This window comes from Aeromonas sp. L_1B5_3, from assembly GCF_963866575.1.
In the GTDB taxonomy this organism is placed as follows: domain Bacteria; phylum Pseudomonadota; class Gammaproteobacteria; order Enterobacterales; family Aeromonadaceae; genus Aeromonas; species Aeromonas jandaei.
This window is the reverse complement of record NZ_CAWMDN010000147.1, coordinates 1-14368: the sequence shown is the minus strand read 5'-3', so window position 1 is coordinate 14368 and position 14368 is coordinate 1. Positions and strand designations below refer to the sequence as shown.

Genomic DNA, 14368 nt, shown 5'->3' with positions numbered 1-14368 from the left:
CAGATGTGTATAAGAGACAGAGACAGGGCATGGGAAAATCATTTTTGGCGGTCAGCGGCGTCTGGACAAAGCCGGGGCGGATCAGGGTCACCCCGATCCCTTTGCTGGCCAAATCGAGGCGCAAGGTATCCGCCAGATAGTCGAGGGCCGCCTTGGAGGCGCCATACGCCTCGGCTCGCGGCAGCGGCAGCCAGCTCACCGACGAGCTGACGATGGCCAGCCGAGATCCCGCACCGAGCAACGGCAAGAAGGCGGCCAGCGCATGACCGGTGGCGGTCAGATTGGTTTCAATCACCCGGGCAAACAGCTCGCTGTCAAACCCCTCGCCGACATCCATGTACTCGCAGTTGCCTGCGTTGAGGATCAGCAGATCGAGGGATGGCAACGTGGCAGCCACCCCGCTCATTGCGGCCAGATCCCGGGCATCGAACTGCAGCGGCGTGACGCCTGCCAGCCCCAGTGCCTGCAGCCGTTCACCATCGCGACCACAACCCCACACCTGCCAGCCTGCCCGCCGGTAATCGAGCGCCAGTTGACGGCCGATGCCGGAGGTCGCCCCTGTGATCAACACCCGGCCGCTCATGCGCCAAGCCTCATCTTGATGGTGCGCACCACTGGCCCGAGCAGCGGCAACTGCTCGTAGAGCATGGCGCCCAGGTCAAAATAGTCCCTGTGCTGGCACACCTTGCCCGCCTCGTCGAATTCGAGGCGGGTGGCCCCCTCCACCGTCACCGGCTCACCACCACGCAATCTGGGGTGAGAGAAGGTCATGGTCCAGCCGAGCCAGGCCTGCTGCCCTTGCTGCTGCTGACTGGTGATGACGAAACGACAGTAAGCGAGGCGCTGATAGAGGGCGGCAAAATAGTCGCCAAGAGCCGCCAGCCCCTCAATGCGGTGAGCCGGATCGGTAAAGACCACCTGTTCGGCATAGACCTCGGGCAAGCGGTGCAACTGCTGTTTGTCCAGTTGCTGATAGAGGCCAATAAAGCGGGCCAGCGGCTCGTTCATCCTATTTCTCCAGAGAGCGAAACATCTCGATGGCTCTCACCCGGGCAACGGCGTGATCCACCATGGGAGCCGGATAATCCTGTCGCCCCTTGAGTCGCAGCCAGTCGTGGGGCTGATGCACATAAGCGGCAGGAATATCGGCAAGTTCAGTTACCCAGGTACGGATAAACTCCCCTTGTGGATCAAATCGTTGCCCCTGAGTGGTGGGATTGAAGACCCGAAAATAGGGCGCCGCATCGGCGCCGGTACCCGCCGCCCACTGCCAGCCGCCGTTGTTGGCCGCCAGATCGCCATCGATGAGCCGACTCATGAAGTAATCCTCCCCGAGCCGCCAGTGGATATGGAGATCCTTGGTGAGAAAGCTCGCCACTATCATTCTCAACCGGTTGTGCATCCAGCCGGTGGCGTTGAGGCTGCGCATCGCCGCATCGACGATGGGGTAGCCGGTTCGTCCCTCGCACCAGGCGGCGAAGGCATCCGGATCCCAGCTCCACGGCAGCGCTGCGGTCTCCGGTTTGAAGGGGCGATTCATGGAGAGGGTCGGGATCAGCACCAGCAGATGGCGATAGAACTCGCGCCAGACCAGCTCATTGAGCCAGACAAAGCCGGGCTGGGCCTTCGACTGTGGCCGATAGCCGAGCCGCTGCTGGAGCGCCGCCACGCACTGACGGGGGCTGATGATGCCCGCCGCCAGATAGGGGGAGAGCACGGACGTGCCTGCGATGGCAGGAAAATCCCGGGTCTCGCCATAGTCGAGCACCGCCTGCTCCAGAAAATCGTTCAAACGACGCCGGGCTTCCGCCTCCCCCACCGGCCAGCGTGGATCAGTCGTCAGCTCGCCGAGTGCTTCATCAACCCACGCCCGCTCAGCCAGCGGCTGCCACAGCAACGACTCGCCACGGGACGCAGGAGCGCGATGAATGACAAACCCCTCCTCATCGAGGGCCTTGAGCCAGGCTCGGCTGAAGGGGGTGAAGACCTTGAACATCTCCCCCGACCCAGTCAGCACCCGCCCCGGCGGCAATACGCAACAGCCGTTGAGCCAGTGACAACTCACCGACTGATCTGCCAGCGCGGCGCTGACGGCATGATCGCGACGCTGCTCGTCGAGCTCGATAGCCTGATTGGCATAGAGCTGGGTCACCCCCTGCTCGCGGCAGAGGTCTGCCAACGCAGCGGGCACCTCGGCAAAGGTCTCCACTCGCAGCAGATGGAGCGGGATGCCGATGGCCGCCAGCTCGCGGCCCAGCACATCGACCTGCGCCAACATAAAGCGCTGACGAATCGGGGCCATTTTGTGCTGCTGCCACTGGGTGGGAGAGATGATAAAGAGCGCGGCCACCGGTTCATCACCGGCGCATGCATGCCGCAGCGCCGGGTTGTCGGCAAGGCGCAGATCATTGCGCAACCAGACCAGCTTCATGATTTTTTCCTCCCGCGTCCGCTGGCGCCAGCCGCTGCAGGTGCGTCCACCATCAGCTCGGCAAGGCTCGCCTGCCAGCCGTGGGCTTTAAGCCACTCATCATCGTAGAGGCGCCCCAGCTCGCCAAACAGGCGCGTACCGGCGGGCCACCCGGCGGCCAGCTCCTGTTTGCCAAGACCGGCTCCCAGCAATACCACCCAGGGAGTAACGGCACGTCCCTCCAGCAGGCTGACATGGCGTGGCTCCACCGCCCCCAGCAGTTGCACCTCATAGCCCTGACCGATCAGCTCGTAGGCGGCCCAGACCAGATCGAGGGGGCCCACCTGTCCCCAGCTCGCCAAGGTGATCGGCACGCCCTTCTCCTGCTCGATCAGGTAGCGGGCGAAGCGGGTATGCAGCCAACCCAGCCACACCTGTTGCAGCAGCTCGCCATCGGGCCGCTCGCGCCACAGCCCCAGCAGCCGCTCCACCAGCGGTTGCAGCACCCGGCTGCGCACCAGCTCGAACGGGTAGCTCGCCAGCAGATCGTTGAGCTCAGCCTTCGCCTTGCGCTGGTTGAAGGCGAGCAGCGCCTGACTGAACTGCTCCAGGGTCAGCTGCCAGTGATCGCTCACCGGCTGGGCATGGGGTTCGCTCAAGAGCCCCTTCACCTGCCCGATGCTCACCCCCCGCTCCAGCCAGCTCAGGATCTCGCCGATCTGGCGAATATCCTGCTCGCTGTAGAGGCGGTGGCCCTTTTCGGTACGGGCCGGCTGTACCAGACCGTAGCGACGCTGCCAGGCGCGCAGGGTCACGGCGTTGACGCCGGTGAGGCGGGAGACCTCGCGAATGGGGTAGATCCCCTCATCAGCCAGAGGAGCAACTTCTTGCGGTAAATCAGACATGACAACGTCCATCAAACAGAGGGGTGAAGCGCTCCGGCGCAAGCCATGCGTCGGGGCAACAGAACGGATTCAGAGCCCGTAACGCAATTTGAGCGTATCGGGGTGCGGATTGAGATAAACCTGCTCGGCAAGATAGGGATTGGGGTACTCGCGCAGGTAGTGGCGGATCAGGGTGAGCGGCACCAGCAAGGGGAAGATGCCGGTGCGGTACTTGTCGATGGTATCGGCCAGCTCCTGCTTCTGGGCCGGGGTCAGCACCCGCTTGAAGTAGCCCTGCAGATGCATCAGCACATTGGTATGGCTGCGGCGGTTGGCCCGCAGGGTCAGCGCAGCCATCAACCCCTTGATGTAGTTGTCGGCCACCTGCTGCAGGTTGGCGGACTTGCCCAGATTGCCGAGCAGCTTGCCAAGCGCCCGGTAGTGGGTGGTGGCGTGGGAGAGCACCAGATACTTGTAGCGGGAGTGGAAGCGGATCAGCGCAGAGGCGGTGATGCCGCGGGCGCAGAGCTGCTGCCAGTCGTGGTAGGCAAAGACCCGCAGCACGAAGTTCTCGCGCAGGATTGGGTCGCACAGGCGGCCATCCTCTTCGACCGGCAACAGGGGGTTGGCCTCCATCAACGCCTTGGCAAAGAGGCCTATCCCCTCCTTGGCGCTCCCCTCGTTGTTGGCACCATAAATTCTCACCCGCTCCATGCCGCAGCTGGGGGATTTGGCACAGAGGATGTAGCCGGAGATAAAGTCGAGCTGGCGCGCCTTCTGCTCGCTGAAGGCAATCAGCTTTTCGGTGACATCGAAGCTGCCGTTGCTCGCCTCGGCGCGGATCTCGCCGTGACGCTTGACCAGCCGGATGGCGGCACGGGGTGCCCCGAGACCGATAGCCATCTCGGGACAGACTGGGTGATAGTCAAAGTGAGCGCCAAGATCCCGTTCGCAGAAGCTGGAGCGCTTGTGGCCCCCGTCGAAACGCACCTCTTGTCCCAGCAGGCAGGCACTGATACCGACTTTAATCTTGTACATGATGACGCTCCTTGTATAAGCATTGATTCAGTTATAACAGTTATACAAAGAAATGGAAGTTGTATAACTATTGCCAACTGATACGACACAAGGAGAAAAAGAGGATCACCGGAAAAAGAAAAAACCCATGGCAAACGCCATGGGTAAAAATCAAGACACTACGGACTACGGGAAGGGGGATTAGAAGCTGTACTTCACACCCAGGCTGGAGATGGAACCCTGTTGCACATCCCACTTGCGGTAGGTGTAGTCGGCAGTCAGTGCCCAGTTCTGGTTGAGCTTGTAGGCGCCGCCCACTTTGAAGTCGTGCATATCGCCGGTCATGTTGGCGTAGCGGTAGGCGGTAGAGAGCTCGACATTGCCGATGTCGTAGCGAAGACCCACTTCGCCGTACATGCTGCCGCTGTTTTTGCGAGCAACAGCATCCCAGCCTTTGTTAGCGATATCGCTGGCAAGTTCACGCTCAAGCATGTAGCCGGTCACACCGGTTTCGCCGTAGAGGTTCAGACCTGTGCTGAGCGGGGTAAAGACACCGACACCGATGCTGGATATAGACATGCTGTCGTTGCCGCTGCTGCGAGAGGTGTACTCAGTGCTGCCACGACCGTAGAAATTGGAGCCGAAGCTCTTGGAGAGATCCAGGCTCAGACCGCCAAAATCACGGGTGCCTTTACTGTCATTGCTGAAGGTACCGTTGAGATAGTCGGACTTGGTGTGGGCCCAGGTAGCCGCGCCCTTGGCGTAGCTGAAAGCATCCTGTGCCAGTGCAGAGGTAGAAGCAAAACCGGCCAGAACCAGAAGGGAAACAGCGCTCTTTTTCATCTCATTAACTCCATTGATAAGCTCGTCGAGCTGGTATGGAGTCATTGTGCGGGGACGGCGTGGCGTTGCCGAGCGGCAAGCTGTTGCCAAATCATGTCAGATGTAAGCAGATATTGCGGATGATGACAGGAGTTACAAATGGCTGGCGTGTGGCTCACGCCAGCCGGTAAACATCAGCGGAAGACCACCTCGTCGATCTCGACTCGCACCAGCGGCTGACCGGTCAATCCGGCCGGACGGGCAACCTCGAGGGCCAGTGATGGACGCTCCTGCCCCTTGCGCAGATAGGTCTCCGGCAGACGGTTCTCGGCGACCCAGAAACGGGCCTCCTGACGGGAGAGCTGTACCCCCTCCTGACTGAAGAGCGTGACCCAGCCACGGACACCGACCACATTGCGGGTACCGGTATTGCCCACCATAAAGGTAAGCATCAGGGGATCTGTCCCCTCAACCTTGTCGAGCTTGACCACGATCCCGTCACGCGCTGCCTGTGACAGCAATTCGGGGTGTGCCTTGGCCTGATCGGTCAGCACGGGGGCCGATACCGCGACCACGGCGCCTGCTTTCGCCCCTTCGGCCAGCGCCTTGACGGGCTCGGCCGGCTTGACCACCAGATATTCCCAGGTGAAGTCATCGTTCAGTTGCACCTGACGACCATCAGGCAGGGTCACCTGGGTAACAGGAGCAGCCTGCGCCAACACGGGCGAGAGACAGAGAGCAACCAGCAGACGGGAGAAAGATTTCATGGCATGAACACTCGGTAACGGGTGAAAGGGCGACAGTATAAACAGTCGCCCCCCTCCTTGCCTATGACGGGACTCACGTTCCCGCTGTCGCAGGAGCCTAGATAGCTAGGTCGTGACGCTCTTCCTGCACCATGTCGAGGGTCACCAGATCGAACTCGGTTCCTTTGAGCGCCATCAGGATATCCGGCTGGAGATCAAAGGCCTGCGCCCGCTGGTGTTCAGGCAGACGCACCCGGGCCAGGGTCATGCCGCAATCGGAGAGGGTGTGAAAAAACACCTGCGCCTCGTCCAGCCCCATGTCGGCCAGCATCTGCTCGGCTTGATCCACCATCCGCAGGTAACGCTGCTCAAGCAGCCGTGGATTGGTGAAGCGATGGCTCAGGCAGCCATTGCCCCCCTTGCCCCAGCGACCAAGCTGGCGCTTGTTGAAGCCATAGCGAAAATCCCGTCGGGTCATCTGGTTGTCGGCAAAGAACCAGATAGTGTGGTCAGGCAGAGAACCGAATTCAGCCAGATACTCATCCCGCTCTTCCAGTGCCGCCGGCACCAGCAGCGGGAGATGGTTCCACTTTGGATGTGCCCCCACATGTTCACGCAAGCGGCGCACCGGATCGATCAACCCCTCCATATGGGGCAGGCGATCACAGAAGATCATTTCGTCGGTCTTGATAATCCAGTGATCGATACCGTAGCGCTGGCAGTAACGGCGGGCTCGCGCCACTTCGCTGCGGCTGCGGGTCGGATTGTCAAAGGTGATGGCATGGATCTTCACGCCGCTGGCACGGCACATGTCGATGCTGTAACAGGACTCCAGTCGCCCGGAAAAAGAGACCACGACCTCCTCAAACCCGGCCAGCCGCTCAAGCATCTGCTGCTCGCGGGCCAGGAACGCATGATCATATCCCTGATTCAATAGAACGACATTGGCACCCATGACAACAGCTCCGGCGGATCAACAACAGGTTCCGGTATTGTGCAACGGGCAAGCTGAATAGACCCTTAAAAAGGTCAGGATTTGTGGTTAAAACTTGATAATGATCTCTTGCGATTCGGCCCCGACATCCTCGTTCTGGGCATCATAAACCCGCAGCCGGGCCTGATGGATCTGGTGAGCGCGAAGGAAACCTTCCGCTTGCGCCAGCGAGGTGAAGGTAAGCCGCCCTCCCTCGCTGTCGGTCAGGCAGAGGCACTCCCCTTCCGCTTCGATACATAGTTGATAACCGCTGCCATCCTTGCAGGCGATCAGCAGGCTCGACTCAGGATAGTGACTGAGCCAATTGCGAAACCGGCCATGCTCCATAACGCTCCCAAAGGGGCATTACCCCTTGCCGGTGGCGGGCAAACAGCCCAGCTCAACCAGCTGCTGGCGGCAACTCGCCGCGTCGGTGAAGACCATGCCCCTGATGCCAAGGGCCTCTGCCGCCGCTACGTTGGCGGGGCTGTCATCGATGAAGATGCACTCTGCCGGTTTGAGATCGAACGACACCAGCAGGTAGCGATAGATATCCGGCTCCGGCTTCATCATCCGCACCCGCGCCGAGACCACCTTGCCGCTGAAAAAGCGCCAGAAATCCTGATGCTGCTCCAGCCAGTCGATGCTGGCGTGCCCCATGTTGGAGAGGGCATAGAGCAAATGGCCCGCTCCGTGCAGCTCGGCCATCAAGGTTAGCATAGCGGGATCTGGCAGCAGCGAAGGGGGCACCGCCTGCAAAATCGCCAGGTTTTCTGTGGCGCTCAGGCCGGTTCTGCGCTCTGCCTGACGAGCCATGGCGTGCAGTGACATGGTGCCTCTGTCCACTTCCAGCCAGTCCTGATGATTGAACAGCCGCTCCGCCAGCTGAGCGGCCCCTTCTGGGCCACGCACCGAGCTCACTATGCCGACCGGATCCCAGCTCACCACCACCCGTCCCAAATCGAAAATAATCGCCATCACAACCTCCTGCAGCTCTGAATCGCGGGCAGAAATTCAGCTTCATATAAAGCCGTTTATACGCCTGCCACTTGACCGGATACCCTGCCCCCATCTTGCGGTGTGGGCAAGTTTTACTTGCATCACAGCAGCAAATCCCTTAATGGTTATGACGTTACTTCAAGGACACACTTATGCACGCACCGTTCTTCTTTGCTTTCTCGTTTATCCGGCCCGCTTGAGGGAAGGCCTGTCGTCGTGTGAACAGAAAGCAAAGACGAATCAAGCCTCCCCTCGCGGAGGCTTTTTTTTGCATCAATATCAATCGATTAATTGGATAGGGAACCATCATGGCAACGCTCGACGAGATCAGACAAGACATCACCCGGTTGGATCAGGAGCTGCTTGCCCTGCTGGCAAAACGCAAGACCCTCAGCATCGAGGTTGCCCGAGCCAAGCAAGCCAACCCGCGCCCCATCCGTGACCACCAGCGCGAGCAGGAGCTGCTGGTCGCCCTGATCCAGCAAGGGCGCGTGCTGGGGCTGGATGCCCAGTACATCACCCGTATCTATCACACCATCATCGAGGACTCGGTGCTCTCCCAGCAGGCCTATCTGCAGAGCCTGCTCAACCCGGAGCAGCAGGAGCCGATGACCAGCGTCGCCTATCTGGGGCCGCGCGGTTCTTACTCCAGCCTGGCCGCCCGCAAATATCTGGCGCGCTACAAGGATCAGGTGATCGAGGTGAACTGCCAGAACTTCCGCGAAGTGCTGGATGCGGTGGAGTCGGGCCGCGCCGCCTTTGGCGTGCTGCCCATCGAGAACACCAGCTCGGGCTCCATCAACGAAGTCTATGACGTGATGCAGCACACCAGCCTCTCCATCGTCGGCGAACTCACCTACCCCATCGAGCACTGCATTCTCACCGCCGTGCCGACCGAGCTTGGCCGCATCAAGACCTTCTATGCCCACCCGCAAGTGTTCCAGCAGTGCTCCCACTATCTGAGCAAGCTGGAAGGGGCGCGCCACGAGATCTGCGACTCCTCCTCCAGCGCCATGATGAAGGTGAAAGAGCTGGCAAGCCCGGAGGCCGCCGCCATCGGCAGCGCCGCCGGCGGTGAACTGTATGGTCTGGACGTGCTGGCCGAGCAGCTCGCCAACCAGAAAGAGAACTACAGCCGCTTTATCGTGGTGGCGCGCAAGCCCATCGACGTGGCGCCGCAGATCCCGGCCAAGACCACCCTCATCATGTCCACCTCCCAGAAGCCGGGTTCACTGGTGGAGGCACTGCTGGTGCTGCGCAACCACGAGATCAACATGACCAAGCTCGAATCCCGTCCGGTGCAGGGTAACCCGTGGGAAGAGATGTTCTACCTCGATGTCTCCGCCAACCTCAACACCCCGGCGATGCAGGCCGCCCTGGTGGAGCTGACCAAGATCACCCGCTACATCAAGGTGCTGGGCTGCTATCCGAGCGAGGATGTCAAACCGACCGCAGTGCCGCCGGTACTGATGGGCAAATAATCGAGCCAATCGGCAAGAGGCGGGCATCATGCCCGCCTCTGTTTTTTCTGCCACCTCCCCACCTGAAGCGCTGAACAGGCTGTAGCCAAGTGCCAAAACTCGCCACCACGGGCTATTTATTGTTCAGCAAAGCTAAATGGCTACTCACCATCATCAAGAAAAAATTGACGATAAAGCCCGCTAAAAAGGCCATTGCCGCGGCTAAATTGCCTGTCCAGAGCCATTTTTCCCTGCCGGGCCCCGGATCCTGACTCTTCCCGCTAACAAAAAGGCGAGCCGCTGGCTCGCCTTGAACACTCCGCTTTTGACCGGTTCACATCAGAACTGACCGGCCATCAGCTGGTTGATGTTGTAGAGGGCGCGAGTATCGAGCTCCATCTCGGTGGCATAGGTGTTGCCGCGGGGATAGGAGGCCACCACCCGGGCGCCGCGCACCACGCCAGCCACCGACACATCGAGCGAGTTGGAGGTCTGGGTCAGGTCACGATAGCTGCTCTGGCCGCGCACCTGCTGGCCATTGAGCTGCTCGGCCAGCTCGCGATAGGCATCCATCTTGGAAGCGCGGATCGCCTGCAGCATCTTCTCCGACTGGGAGGGGCCAGGCTGGATGTCGATCACCGCATAGCCCACTGCCTTGAGCACCGGAAAATCATCGGGCTTGCCACCCTGGGTGTAATCAGTCACCCGGTTGTAGCTGCAACCGGTGAGCAAGAGAGCCAGCAGGCAACCAAACAACATCTTCATGACTTGCTCCTTATGGGGTCAGGTTGACCAGATGACCACCCGGTCTGGCCTGACTGTCACGCATCAGATAACCGCGGTTAATCGATGCCCGACCAAACGAGTTGTTGGCACCGAACAGATATTTCTGCGGGATCAGGCTCTGGGCCGTGGTCTCGACCATCTTGGTACGCATGTCGATGATGCGGGCGTTGACCAGAACCCCCTTGCTGTTGCGACTGAAGGTGCCGACCAGAATGCGCGAGATGGGCAGACGGGGAGAGAGCTCCTTGTAGTTGCGGCTCAACACAAAATCCCCTTGCGGCGTTACCTTGATGCTGCCGGTCAGCTTGAAGTCCACCACCACCTCGCCGCGGCGGTTGAGCTCGTAGATAAAGCTCTCCTCAATCTGCTGCCCCATCCAGTTGGTATCCTGCAGGGTATCGAGATCGACAAAAGAGGCTACCGCGATGGGATCGGTCAGAGTGGAGAGCGATTTGCGCTCCATCAGCTGATCGGTCATGCGTGCCACCAGCCAGTTGAGCTCCATCCCCTGCGCCGCCTGACGCGGATCACCCTGATCCCGATTGATAGGGTCGGAGCCGCAGCCGGCCAATGCCAGAGCGAGCGCCAACGCCGTGATGAATTTGTTCATGGATACCTTTCCTGTATCTGCACCTGATTTGTTATCGGACGCGTCGGCCAAACCTTGAGCCGGGAATGAGGCATGATTCTTGCTGAAACACTCGCTGTTAAGCCAATCTCTGGCGGATGGACAGAAAAACGCCATCGAACAACTGTTGTGATCCATGTCGGCCCGCCATGCCCTCTTCAAGAGAAGAGGCTGCGAGTCGCCTAATCAAGGTATCTGCTATGAAATTACCGCTGCTGTTGACCCTGCTGCTGGCCAGCCTGAGCGCCCGCGCCGAGCTTATCGAAGCGCAGGGCAGTGCTGCCATTCTGGGGGGGGATGAAGTCTACGCCCGTGAACAGGCGACTCGCGATGCCCTGCGGCAAGCGCTGCTGGCCAGCGGCGCCGCCGTCTCCAGCGTGCAGCGTCTGGAAAATGGCAGCCTGCGATCCGAGCAGATCCAGATCCGCTCTGGCGGCGACATTCGCCAGTACCGCCTCAAACGGGAAGAGGTGCGCAACGGCCGCATGTACATCACCCTGGTGGCCGACATTCAGGCCGAACGCCAGATCTGCCAGACCCAGCACTTCGCCAAGGATTTGACACTGGTCAGGCTGCGCCTGCGCTACCCCGATCAGGCCAGCTACGGCGCCATGGATGACATGCCGGAAAACCTCTCGCGCCGGCTATTCGAAACCCTCGCCAACGCCCCGCAAGGAGTCGCGGTGCGCCAGTGGCTGGATGAAAACCTGCGCATCGACCCGCTTCACCTGCAACAGGGGGATCGCAGCGCTCTCGAGGAGATCAAGGCCCTCAGCCTGCGCACCGACAGCCAGTATCTGGTGCTCGGCAGCATCGACGATCTCTCAATCGAACCGCAGGGTAACCAGCTGACCAGCTGGTATCAGGATCCCGTCCGCAATTTTCGCATGCAGCTCTACCTGTTCGACGGCATCAACGGCAGCCTGATCAACCGCAAGGTCTATGAAGGGCGCGCCACCTGGACCTTCGGCAAACGGGATCAGGTGGGCAGCAACAGCGGCCAGTTCTGGCAGTCGAGCTACGGCCAGGAGGTCAACTACCAGCTGCAGCAGGCCGCTCAGGATCTGGTGGCCCAGCTCACCTGTGCCCCAGTCACCGCCCGGGTGGTCGGCCAGAACGAACGCGGTCCCTACATCAATCTCGGCCGACGCAACGGAGTCAAGCTCGGCGACCAGTTCCGGATCCAGCACAACGCCGACTTCATCGACCCCTACGGCAAGTCCCGCATGATGCGCAACCCGGCCGACGGTCTGTTCGAAGTGGTGCAGGTGTTCGACGACGGCGCCATCATTCGCAGCCAGAACAAATATTCACCATTCAACATCCAGAACGGGGATTTGGCAGTATTGGAATAGGAATCAAGGGTTTAAAAGGGAGTTGCTTCTTGTATAATGCCCGCCACAAGGCTCCCGTAGCTCAGTAGGATAGAGCGGTCCCCTCCTAAGGGACAGGCCACTGGTTCGACTCCAGTCGGGAGCGCCATATAAAACAAGGGGTTGGCATCGCCATGATGCCAACCCCTTGGTCGTTTTTGGCCTGGGGTACCACACGGGGTACCACAGCGCGCATTCCATAGCTAGAAATCAGAGAAGCAAATAAGTCTCATTCGAATTAATTTCAGATATACATTACCTCCATGAACCTACCCAAGGGACTGCTCTGTGCAGTTCCTTTTTCATTGGAGATTTCTCATGGCTCACCTGATCGATACGATGGCCTACACCGGTCAAACGCCCTGGCATGGCCTTGGCAATGTTTTACCCCCGCAACAATCTCTCGATATCTGGCTACAGGCAGCCGGGATGAATTGGACCATCGAGCAGAGCGATGTGATGTTTAACGTCGCCTCCGATGCACTACATATCCGCCCCTACAGCGACAGCAAGGTACTTTATCGCTCCGATACCCTTGCCCCTCTGTCAGTGGTCTCAAGCCGCTACAACGTGGTACAGCCTCACGAGGTGCTGCACTTCTATCAAGATCTGGTGGAAGCCGGTGGCTTTGAGTTGGAAACAGCAGGCTCGCTCAAAGGTGGTCGCAAACTGTGGGCACTGGCTAAGACCGGCCAGGATCTAAAACTCAAAGGCAATGACTTGGTAAAGTCCTATCTGCTACTGGCGACCAGTTGCGACGGCACACTCTGCACCACGGCGCAGTTCACCTCTTTGCGGGTGGTTTGCAACAACACCCTGCAGATGGCACTGCGCGGCGCTACTGGTGCCATCAAGGTGCCCCACTCCACTCAGTTCGATGCCGCTGCCGTCAAAGAGTCGCTTGGACTGGGGCTCTCCCATTGGGATGAGTTCAAGACGCAGACCAAGGCGCTGGCACAGCGGCCCGTCGCCCCCGAAGAGGCGCTGCGCTTTTTCAGCGATCTGTTGGCGCAACCGCTCGATGAGGAGAACATCATTCTCACCAAGCCGATACAACGGCTGCATGAGCTCTATCAGGGCGCAGGCATGGGCTCAGAACTTACGAGCTCCCGCAATACCGCCTGGGGGCTCGTCAATGCGGTCACTGAATACGTGGATCACCACCGCCGTGCCCGCAGCCAGGATCACCGGCTTGATTCCGCTTGGTTCGGTCAGGGTGCCCAACTCAAATCCCAAGCCCTGAATCAGGCACTCACTCTGCTGCAGTAATTCCGCTTCCCCATTCAAACCACATAACGACCTCACCCGGACTGGCACAAGCCAATCCGGGCGTCGCCATTTATGCCGTCAACAAGGAATAGTCATGAAATCAAAAGCCAAATACGGCCAAGCCCTGCGGCTAGCCTCTACTACCCAGTTAACCCGCGAGCAGTGGCTCGCTATCCGTAAACTCGGCATTGGCTCCTCAGATGCCGCCGTGGCAGTGGGGCTCTCCCCCTACAAATGCCCGCTCAGCCTCTGGCTGGAGAAGACCGGTCGCAAGGAGCCGGAGGATATCTCCCACAAGGAAGCCGTGCTGTGGGGCATTGAGCTCGAACCTGTGCTGGCACAGGTCTATGCCAAGCGCACAGGCTACAAGGTGCGCCGGGTCAATGCGGTGCTGCAACATCCCGAGCAACCCTTCATGCTCGCCAACCTCGACCGGGAGGTAGTCGGCCATCCCGATGGGCCGGGCATTCTGGAGATCAAGACCGCCAGCTATCACAGCGCCCCCCAGTGGGAGGAAGGGGTGCCGGTGGCTTACCAGTGTCAGGTACTCCATCAACTGGCCGTCACCGGCCATGCCTGGGCTGAGGTGGCAGTGCTGATCGGCGGCCAGGATTTTCGGATTTATCGCATCGAGCGCGATGAGGAGAAGATCCAGGATCTCACCGAGCGGGAAGCGCAGTTCTGGCAGATGGTGCAACAAGATCAGCAGCCCGAGCCTGACGGCTCCAGTGATGCCGCCCATGCCCTGAGCTGGCTGTTTCCGCGTGACGATGGCCAGACGCTGGATCTCTCCGATTCCCCCGAGTTCAACCAGCTGTTTGGCGAGCTGCTGCGATTGCGTCAGCAAAAGGAAGCCGTCGAGCTGCAGGAGTCACAACTCAAGCAGCGGCTACAAGCCACTTTGGGTGAAGCCACTGCTGGGCTATTTGCCGATGGCAAGATCACCTGGAAGCGCAGTAAAGACCGGCTGGCGCCGGATCTCGATAAGCTCGGTCAGGATC

16 protein-coding genes, 1 tRNA gene and 1 other annotated feature are annotated in these 14368 nt (G+C 60.0%); of the genes, 6 read left to right on the top strand and 11 right to left on the bottom strand.

The genetic code is table 11. From position 1 onward, the window contains the following. Positions 1 to 579 precede the first annotated feature (579 nt). From AACR93_RS19655 to AACR93_RS19615, 9 genes are all read right to left on the bottom strand, one after another. Entirely contained in the window at positions 580 to 1008 is a 429-nt protein-coding gene (locus tag AACR93_RS19655; RefSeq protein ID WP_005343652.1) for a nuclear transport factor 2 family protein, read from the bottom strand. A 1-nt stretch (position 1009) separates the two neighbouring features. Then, a complete protein-coding gene (phrB, locus tag AACR93_RS19650; RefSeq protein ID WP_043851733.1) occupies positions 1010 to 2431 on the bottom strand; it encodes a deoxyribodipyrimidine photo-lyase in 1422 nt (473 codons plus the stop codon). Continuing rightward, positions 2428 to 3315 carry a MerR family transcriptional regulator gene (locus AACR93_RS19645; protein WP_043851732.1) on the bottom strand — a complete coding sequence of 296 codons (888 nt, stop codon included), beginning with the start codon at positions 3313 to 3315 and terminating at the stop codon, positions 2428 to 2430. Before AACR93_RS19645 ends, phrB begins: the two co-directional genes overlap by 4 nt. Positions 3316 to 3384: 69 nt before the next feature. Further along, positions 3385 to 4332, bottom strand: a complete 948-nt coding sequence (locus tag AACR93_RS19640) for a YbgA family protein (RefSeq protein ID WP_043851731.1) — start codon at positions 4330 to 4332, stop codon at positions 3385 to 3387. A 180-nt stretch (positions 4333 to 4512) separates the two neighbouring features. Then, positions 4513 to 5154 (bottom strand): autotransporter, encoded by a 642-nt coding sequence (locus AACR93_RS19635; RefSeq protein ID WP_043851730.1) that lies wholly within the window; start codon positions 5152 to 5154, stop codon positions 4513 to 4515. Between the two features lie 173 nt (positions 5155 to 5327). Then, positions 5328 to 5900, bottom strand: coding sequence for a DUF3157 family protein (locus AACR93_RS19630; protein WP_043851729.1), 573 nt, complete (start codon positions 5898 to 5900; stop codon positions 5328 to 5330). Positions 5901 to 5997: 97 nt separating this feature from the next. Next, entirely contained in the window at positions 5998 to 6834 is an 837-nt protein-coding gene (locus tag AACR93_RS19625; RefSeq protein WP_042032130.1) for a 7-cyano-7-deazaguanine synthase, read from the bottom strand. A gap of 87 nt (positions 6835 to 6921) precedes the next feature. Then, a complete protein-coding gene (locus AACR93_RS19620) occupies positions 6922 to 7200 on the bottom strand; it encodes a DUF6482 family protein (RefSeq protein ID WP_041208026.1) in 279 nt (92 codons plus the stop codon). Between the two features lie 18 nt (positions 7201 to 7218). Then, positions 7219 to 7830 carry an HAD family hydrolase gene (locus tag AACR93_RS19615; protein WP_043851728.1) on the bottom strand — a complete coding sequence of 204 codons (612 nt, stop codon included), beginning with the start codon at positions 7828 to 7830 and terminating at the stop codon, positions 7219 to 7221. Between the two features lie 169 nt (positions 7831 to 7999). Continuing rightward, positions 8000 to 8121: a sequence feature (Phe leader region), on the top strand. Between the two features lie 38 nt (positions 8122 to 8159). On the opposite strand from AACR93_RS19615, the gene pheA reads away from it, so the two are divergent. Then, a complete protein-coding gene (gene pheA, locus AACR93_RS19610) occupies positions 8160 to 9332 on the top strand; it encodes a prephenate dehydratase (RefSeq protein WP_043851727.1) in 1173 nt (390 codons plus the stop codon). Between the two features lie 89 nt (positions 9333 to 9421). Then, on the top strand, positions 9422 to 9583 hold the full coding sequence (locus tag AACR93_RS19605; protein ID WP_156153023.1) for a hypothetical protein: 162 nt from the start codon (positions 9422 to 9424) through the stop codon (positions 9581 to 9583). Positions 9584 to 9650: 67 nt separating this feature from the next. Here AACR93_RS19605 and AACR93_RS19600 read toward each other — a convergent pair whose 3' ends face one another. Both AACR93_RS19600 and AACR93_RS19595 read right to left on the bottom strand, forming a co-directional pair. Continuing rightward, positions 9651 to 10076 carry an LPP20 family lipoprotein gene (locus AACR93_RS19600; RefSeq protein WP_041208020.1) on the bottom strand — a complete coding sequence of 142 codons (426 nt, stop codon included), beginning with the start codon at positions 10074 to 10076 and terminating at the stop codon, positions 9651 to 9653. Positions 10077 to 10086: 10 nt separating this feature from the next. Beyond that, the gene (locus AACR93_RS19595; RefSeq protein WP_041208019.1) at positions 10087 to 10707 is read right to left on the bottom strand and encodes a FlgO family outer membrane protein; all 621 of its coding nucleotides are present in this window, start codon (positions 10705 to 10707) and stop codon (positions 10087 to 10089) included. Between the two features lie 218 nt (positions 10708 to 10925). On the opposite strand from AACR93_RS19595, the gene AACR93_RS19590 reads away from it, so the two are divergent. From AACR93_RS19590 to AACR93_RS19575, 4 genes are all read left to right on the top strand, one after another. Continuing rightward, positions 10926 to 12080, top strand: a complete 1155-nt coding sequence (locus tag AACR93_RS19590) for a flagellar assembly protein FlgT (protein ID WP_041208017.1) — start codon at positions 10926 to 10928, stop codon at positions 12078 to 12080. A gap of 50 nt (positions 12081 to 12130) precedes the next feature. Continuing rightward, positions 12131 to 12207 (top strand) — tRNA-Arg (locus AACR93_RS19585). 209 nt (positions 12208 to 12416) lie between these two features. Further along, positions 12417 to 13367 (top strand): DUF932 domain-containing protein, encoded by a 951-nt coding sequence (locus AACR93_RS19580; RefSeq protein ID WP_043851726.1) that lies wholly within the window; start codon positions 12417 to 12419, stop codon positions 13365 to 13367. Between the two features lie 94 nt (positions 13368 to 13461). After that, positions 13462 to 14368 (top strand): YqaJ viral recombinase family nuclease (locus AACR93_RS19575; protein ID WP_043851725.1); only part of this gene is annotated, 907 nt, incomplete at its 3' end.